Source organism: Pseudomonadota bacterium (genome assembly GCA_016927275.1).
In the GTDB taxonomy this organism is placed as follows: domain Bacteria; phylum UBA10199; class UBA10199; order 2-02-FULL-44-16; family JAAZCA01; genus JAFGMW01.
The window spans coordinates 1-7,002 of record JAFGMW010000033.1 but is presented as its reverse complement, the minus strand read 5'-3'; the positions used below and the strand labels follow the sequence as shown (position 1 = coordinate 7,002).

General features: G+C 61.7%; 5 protein-coding genes. 2 read left to right on the top strand and 3 right to left on the bottom strand.

Annotated features, from left to right (window positions below):
• Positions 1–152 precede the first annotated feature (152 nt).
• Positions 153–797, bottom strand: a complete 645-nt coding sequence (locus JXA24_02250; GenBank protein MBN1282578.1) for a phosphatase PAP2 family protein — start codon at positions 795–797, stop codon at positions 153–155.
• A gap of 115 nt (positions 798–912) precedes the next feature.
• Between JXA24_02250 and JXA24_02245 the strand changes: the two genes are divergently transcribed.
• Positions 913–1,140 (top strand): NifU family protein, encoded by a 228-nt coding sequence (locus tag JXA24_02245; GenBank protein MBN1282577.1) that lies wholly within the window; start codon positions 913–915, stop codon positions 1,138–1,140.
• 270 nt (positions 1,141–1,410) lie between these two features.
• Here the strand turns inward: JXA24_02245 and thyX are convergent, their stop codons facing one another.
• Both thyX and JXA24_02235 read right to left on the bottom strand, forming a co-directional pair.
• Complete coding sequence (gene thyX, locus JXA24_02240; protein ID MBN1282576.1) at positions 1,411–2,196, bottom strand: FAD-dependent thymidylate synthase; 786 nt, start codon at positions 2,194–2,196, stop codon at positions 1,411–1,413.
• A gap of 76 nt (positions 2,197–2,272) precedes the next feature.
• Positions 2,273–5,563 (bottom strand): vitamin B12-dependent ribonucleotide reductase, encoded by a 3,291-nt coding sequence (locus JXA24_02235; protein MBN1282575.1) that lies wholly within the window; start codon positions 5,561–5,563, stop codon positions 2,273–2,275.
• A gap of 472 nt (positions 5,564–6,035) precedes the next feature.
• Here JXA24_02235 and JXA24_02230 point away from each other — a divergent pair, with 472 nt between their 5' ends.
• A complete protein-coding gene (locus tag JXA24_02230) occupies positions 6,036–6,854 on the top strand; it encodes a DUF116 domain-containing protein (GenBank protein MBN1282574.1) in 819 nt (272 codons plus the stop codon).
• The last annotated feature ends 148 nt before the right edge of the window (positions 6,855–7,002 follow it).

The window sequence follows — 7,002 nt, the reverse complement described above, 5'->3', positions numbered from 1 at the left end:
ATGATCAAATGGTTTTGTTTGGAATTTGGTGCCTGGTAATTGGTGCTTATTTGGTTATTGGTGCTTGGGATTTGGAATTTTATTTATGGGGTCCCCCGATCCGCGGCCACCCGGAGGCACAAGAGGGACGCCGCTCAAGTGGCGTCTCGCTTCTATCCAGTCAATGGGACCTCTGCGTCTCTTCGCAAAACTGTGTACCGCTCGTAAGCGACGGCCAGCCAGTAGGAGAGGCCGGCGTTGGCCATACCTGCGATCACGTCGGCGATGTAGTGCTGTTTGACCATAACGACGGATATCGAGACAGCCAGGGCCATTGCTGCGAAGAGCCAGCGTAGTCGGCGGTATCTTCCCCAGACCGCGATCACCGCAAGCACCGGGTATGTAACGTGCAACGACGGGAAGCAGTTGTAGGGAGCATCGATACTGAAGTAGAGCTGCGCCCCCCACTCCGTGAGCCCGGTCGCAGTCTCGATCACAGGCCGAAGGTCCATGCGTACGGGGAAGAGGAAAAATAAGATGTACGCGATCGTCGTGGATATGAAATAAGCGCGTGCGGACTTCATCCATTCATCCATGTCGTCGATCACAATATATGCCAGGGACACAGAGAGGAATACGAGCAAGTAGCCGAATATGAAGGCAGGGACGAACGGGATCTGCGACTCGAACCCCATGGACACGTCGAAGAAACGCTCGCTCCCCTGGCTGATTTTGGTGAGAAGTGCGTATCCCAGCGCGAAATACGCGATCATGGATGCGAACCATGCGCTCTTTTTGATCCACTCCCTGCGCGTCATAGGCTGCATCTCCTAGCTCATGACACCCTTGGCAGTCTATAAAAAACTGGTTGCCCCTCTTGTCGATCTGTGGTCAAAGGAGCAGCCCTTAAGGATTCGGCACGACGGAGGAGTTATGGACAAAGCTTCGGTGGAAAAGGTGTTAAAGGAAAAGATAGCCCCCAGGCTCGCTGCTGACGGCGGCGGCGTGGAGCTCGTCGATGTGAAAACAGATAATACCGTCGTGGTAAAGCTCACTGGCGCCTGCGGCTGCTGCCCCTTCTCTCTCATGACGCTCAAGGCCGGCGTTGAAGCGGAGCTCAAGCGCAATTTTCCGGAACTCAAGCAAGTCATCGCAGGATAATTTTAAACGGCTTCGGGTGACGGCGGGAACAGAGTGCCGACTTGACACGGAGCGGGTCGGCGCGCTCTTCGCAGCGGGGCTCGAGCCTGCCTGCCGGCAGGCAGGGAGGCCGGATTCCGTAGCCTGTTACGATCCGGCCGACGAAAGCCCAGCGAGGAGCCGGCGCATGAGGCGACGAGCGTAGCGAGAAGAGCGCGCCGACCCGCTCCGTCTACAATATCGACGACAGCCTGCATGTCGGCTGGAAGGAACCCGAAGCCGTCTGGAGTTTCAGACTTTTGAGTGCTTGACGCTGATGGTCTCTATCCCGTCCTCGAGCACGACCTCCACGTCAGCGAAGATGTTCGGCGCCTCCTCCTTCATGATGCGGCACATGGCCACCGCCAGCTCGCGGATCTCGGTGTCCGCGTGCGGCGAGCCGCGCATCTCGAAGAAGTGGCGAAGGGCCCGGCCGTTTGCGGAGACGAATATCTTGGTCTCGCAGGCGTTGGGCAGCACCGAGCGGGCCGACTGGCGCACGATCTTGCGGCGGTCGGTCGAGGCGAGCTCGGGGTGTTCCTCCGCCACATACGGCTCGGTCACCTCCACGAGATCGACGTAGGAATCGTGCGCAGCCTCCACCGCGGCGAGCCACTTCTCGTACAGCTTCGGCCTCTCGCGGTAGAACGGCGGGCAGACGTAGCTGGCCTCCGATTCGTCCACGTAGCGCTGGCTGAGCTGCGAAAATCCGAAGCCGGCCCTGTGGCGGATGAGCTCGTGGGTGAGCGAGCGCGAGACGCCAGTGATGAGGAAATTCCACACCGCGTGCTCGAGCACCGAACCGTGGTGGCTGGAGATGATGCGCTCGAGGTAGTCGGCGTTGGTCTTTCTCCCCTTGCCGAACGACATGTAGCACGTCCGGCCCGCCGCCTCGGCGAGCACCTCGGCGGGCACCTCGGTGTCGGTCTCGAAGATCAGGCCCTCGTCGTCGAGGAACGCCTTGAGCATCTTCTGATCCACGCCCTGGCGACCGATGAGATAAACGCGGGGCTCTGTAATAACTTTGTCTTTAACCATGAATATTCGTGACCCGTGACCCGTGACCCGTGACCCGTATTGCGGGTTACCGGTTACTGGTCACGAGTCACGGATCTTACGAGCATCCCATCGAGTTGCCGCAGTTGATGCACTTGTAGCACGCGCCGTTGCGAACCGTCACGTGGCCGCACTGGTCGCAGAACGGGGCGTCGCCCATCATGCCGGAGAGCTGCGCGGTCACGCCCTGGTTCGCGCGCTTGGCCTCGGCGATGTTCACGACCACCGCCTGCTGGGCAGCGGTCTGCAGCCCGTCGGCCGATGCGGACTGCTGCGGCCGGGCGACGGCCGCCACGGGCGGGTCTTTCTTCTCGGCGGGCGCCCCATCCCTCTTCCCCTCCTCGCTGCGCGCTATTGCGGCCGAGCTCTCCAGCTCCATCTTGAGGTCCTCGTCCTTCGTGGGCTTCACCTGGACGAAGTCGGTCCGGCCTAGATACTCCATCCCCAGGACGCGGAAGATGTAGTCGATGACCGAGGTGGACATCTTGATGTTCGGGTGGTCGCAGACCCCCTGCGGCTCGAATCGGGTGAAGGTGAAGCAGTCCACGTACTCCTCGAGAGGGACGCCGTACTGGAGCCCCAGCGATATGGCGATGGCGAAACAGTTCATGAGGCTTCGGAAGGCGGCGCCCTCCTTGTGCATGTCTATGAAGAGCTCGCCGAGGGTGCCGTCATCGTACTCGCCGGTGCGCAGATAGACCTTGTGGCCCCCGATGCGCGCCTCCTGCGTGAAACCGCGGCGCTTCTTGGGGAGCCTGCGGCGCTTAAGAACAGGCTGGGTCTGGGCCGCAGCAGCGAGACCATCCTCCGTAACATTCGTATCCAGTTTTTTTTTGAGCTCTTTCGCGGTTGCGGAGAGCGGCTGCGCCATCTTGGACCCGTCGCGGTAGAGCGCCACGGCCTTCAGCCCCTGCCGCCAGGCCTCCACGTATATCCTCTCCACGTCCTCGACCGTGGTCTCGCCGGGGAGGTTCACGGTCTTGGAGATCGCGCCGGAGATGCACTTCTGCGCGGCTGCCATCATCTTTATGTGCGCCATGGGCGCGATGAACCGGGTGCCGTGGGCGCCGCACTTGTTGGCGCAGTCGAAGACCGCCAGGTGCTCGTGCTTCAGGTGCGGAGCGCCCTCGATGGTCATCCTGCCGCATATGGTGAGACCGGCCTCCTCGATCTGGGCGTCGGAGAACCCGAGCGAGCGCAGCATGTTGAAGCCCTTTGCCTCGTACTGCTCCTCGGTGAGGCCGAAGCGCGCCATGGCCTCCTTGCCGAGCACGTTCGCGCTGAACGCGTACGGCAGGCTGTATATCCCGGGGAGCGCCCTGGCGACCCTGGCCAGGTCCTCATCGGTGAACCCCTTGTCGCGCAGGCTGTGCTCGTTGATGTGCGGCGAGCCGACGAGGTCGGCGGTCCCCTGCATGTACACGATGATGTCGTCTATCTCGCGCTTCGAGTAGCCCAGCTTTCTCAGCGCCATCTGCACCGAGCGATTGACGATCTTGAAGTAACCGCCGCCCGCGAGCTTCTTGAACTTGACCAGGGTGAAGTCGGGCTCGATGCCGGTGGTATCGCAGTCCATGAGAAGGCCTATGGTGCCGGTGGGGGCGAGCACCGTGACCTGCGAGTTGCGGTAGCCCGCGCGCTCGCCCTCGGCCAGGCACCGGTCCCACCCGGAGCGGGCCGCGTCCAGGAGGTACTGCGGGCATCCCTCCTGCGGGATGGCGTAGACCGCGTCGCGGTGCATGCGGATCACCTCGAGCATTGACTCGCGGTTCTTTGCATACTCGTCGAACGCGCCGATTTTGGACGCGATCTCGGAGGAGGCCCTGTAGGCGGCGCCGGTCATTATGGCGGTGATGGTCGCGCACAGCGCCCTCGCCTCGTCGGAGTCGTAGGGAAGGCCGCTCACCATGAGCATGGTGCCCAGGTTGGCGTAGCCAAGCCCCAGCGGCCTGAAGATGTGGCTGTTGCGGGCTATCGACTCGGTGGGATACGAGGAGAAGTCCACCAGGATCTCCTGCGCAATCGTGAAGACGCGGCACGCGTGCTCGAAGCCCCCCACGTCGAACGTGCCCGTGTCCTCGTCGTAGAACTTCATGAGGTTGATGGAGGCCAGGTTGCACGCCGAGTCGTCCACGAACATGAACTCGGAGCAGGGGTTCGAGGAGTTGATGCGGCCCGACGCCTTGCAGGTGTGCCACTTGTTGATCGTGGTGTCGAACTGCAGCCCCGGGTCGGCGCACGCCCAGGTGGCGTTGCATATCTTGTGCATGAGCTCCCTGGCGGACAGCCTCTCGTGGATCTCGCCGGTGGTGCGCAGCCTCGTCTCCCATGGCTCGTCGTTGAGATAGGCGTACATGAAGTCGTCGCTCGCGCGCACCGAGTTGTTGGAGTTCTGGCCCGAGACGGTCTTGTACGCCTCGCCGTTGAAATCGGCCGAATATCCCGCCTCGATGAGGGCGGCCACCTTCTTCTCCTCGCCCACCTTCCACTCCACGAAGTCGGCTATCTCGGGGTGGTCCGCGTCGAGGCACACCATCTTGGCCGCGCGCCTGGTCGTGCCGCCGGACTTCGTGGCGCCGGCGCCCCTGTCGAGCACCTCGAGGAAACTCATGAGCCCGGAGCTCGTGCCGCCGCCCGAGAGCCTCTCGTACTTGGAGCGCAGCGCGGAGAAGTTGGTGCCGGTCCCGGATCCGTACTTGAAGAGCTTGGCCTCGTTGCGCGCCAGGCTGAAGATCGACATGAGATCGTCCGAGACCGACTGTATGAAGCAGGCGGAGCACTGCGGGTGCTCGTACGAATTGAGGGTCTGCCTGAACCCCTTCTCCTTCGGGTCCCAGTGCCAGTTCCCGCCGCTGCCCTCTATGCCGTAGGACTGGTAGAGGCCGCAGTTGAACCAGACCGGCGAGTTGAATGCGCCGACCTGGTTTATGAGCATGTAAGACAGCTCCGCCTCGAAGGCCTCGGCGTCCTCGGCGGAGGCGAAGTAGCCGCCCTGCTCGACGCCGGAAGCGGCTATCGCCTTCACGATGCGCGATATCACCTGGCGCGCGCTGGTCTCGTACCCCTCGCCGGGGACGCCGCGCTTGCGGAAGTACTTCGAGACGAGGATGTCGGTTGCCAGCTGCGACCACTGCTCTGGGACCTCGGCCCCCTCCATGCGGAAGACGACCGAGCCGTCCGGGTCGGTGATGAGGCTCGCGCGCTCTGCGTAGACCACCTCGCCCAGCGGGTCAGCGCCGCGCCTGGTGAAGCGCCTTTGGATCTTGAGCCCGTTCTGCGCGGGCGCAAGATGGGCCTTGGCCTTGCCTGTGTTCGAACGTGCGGTGCGCTGCGCTGCTTTCGTGACCATCGATCCTCCCGAGATCAAAGGCGGTTCAGCCCGGAGATTGCAAAAATCCGAGATGACGTCGGATAACTTTTGCGTGGAAGGGCTTGCGCATTCTCAAATGCCCAAAATCCCCTTTTTAGGCAGAAATAATCTTTAATTATCAATTGGCTAAAGACGATTCCCACCGTTTATCCACCGGGTTATCCACAATATCTAGTGTGTATGAAGTTTTCTAAGCCACTACATATTGTGGTGTCAAACGAAAAAGAGGAAATATTTTCTTTTGTCTTGCCCAGTCGCGTAACTTGCCGATATAGGGTCGCTCTCTGCCGGAGCTCAGATCGAAGGGCAAGACCGGGGGGAAGGTGCAAAGCTCGGCAGACATCTATAAAAAGGGATTCTACAGGCTTCGACGCCGCACATCCGCCATCAGGACAGTATTTGCCGAGGCGGCGTTTGTCAAAGGCGCGGGCCGCATGGAGATCGCAACGGGATGAGTCATTTCAAACAATACCAGGGCGGGCTCGGCGACGGCGAGGGCAGAAACCTCGGCGACGAGTGGCTCGACTGGGACGGAAGGGACGAGGGCCACATCAGGGAGGGCAAGGCGCTCTTCCTCATGGCGGCCGCAGCGTTTGCGCTGCTGGCGTGCGCCGCTGCCGCGGCGTTCGTCTATCTCATCGCGCCGCGGATCGCGGAGTGGCACAGGCTTCTGCCGCCGTTCGCGTGGCTCATGGCGGCCCTCTTCGGGGCCCTCTTCCTCGCATGGTACGCGCAGCTCTTCATCACCGTAGCCGGCGGCCGAAAGGTCCTCTTCTCGCCTCTGGCGCTCAAGCCGCTCTACGACCTCGTCTTCTCGGGCGCGTTCAGGGTCGCTCGGCTCTTCAAGATCTCGCGCGACCGCATGGGCCACTCGTTCATCAAGGTCTCGAACTCGATCTCGCGCGCGGTCAAGCCCGCGGACAGGCAGGAGAACCTCCTCATCCTCCTGCCGCGCTGCCTCACGAAGGAGCAGCTGCAGCAGATAAACGCGCTGAAGGAGATCTACCCCATCACGATCCACACCGTATCAGGGGGCGAGCTCGCCAGGAAGAAGGTCAAGGAGGTCCGCCCCACCGCGGTCATCGGCGTTGCCTGCGAGCGCGACCTGGTGAGCGGCATCAGGGACGTGGGCACGACATTCTCCGTAATAGGGATCACGAACCGGAGGCCCGAGGGGCCCTGCAGGAACACGCACATCGACATGCAGGAGCTCATCGGCTCGATCGAATTCTTCGTCGGCCCGCCTAAGAACAATAATTCATTAAGTTAGCTTCGGGACCCTGCCTACCCTGCCTGCCGGCAGGCAGGCGGCAGGCAGGCTGTCGCCGGGCTCACCCCCTTCGACAAATTCCAAGCACCAAATCCCAAATTCCAAATAAATTCCAAGCACCAAATCCCAATGATCAAATGGTTTTGTT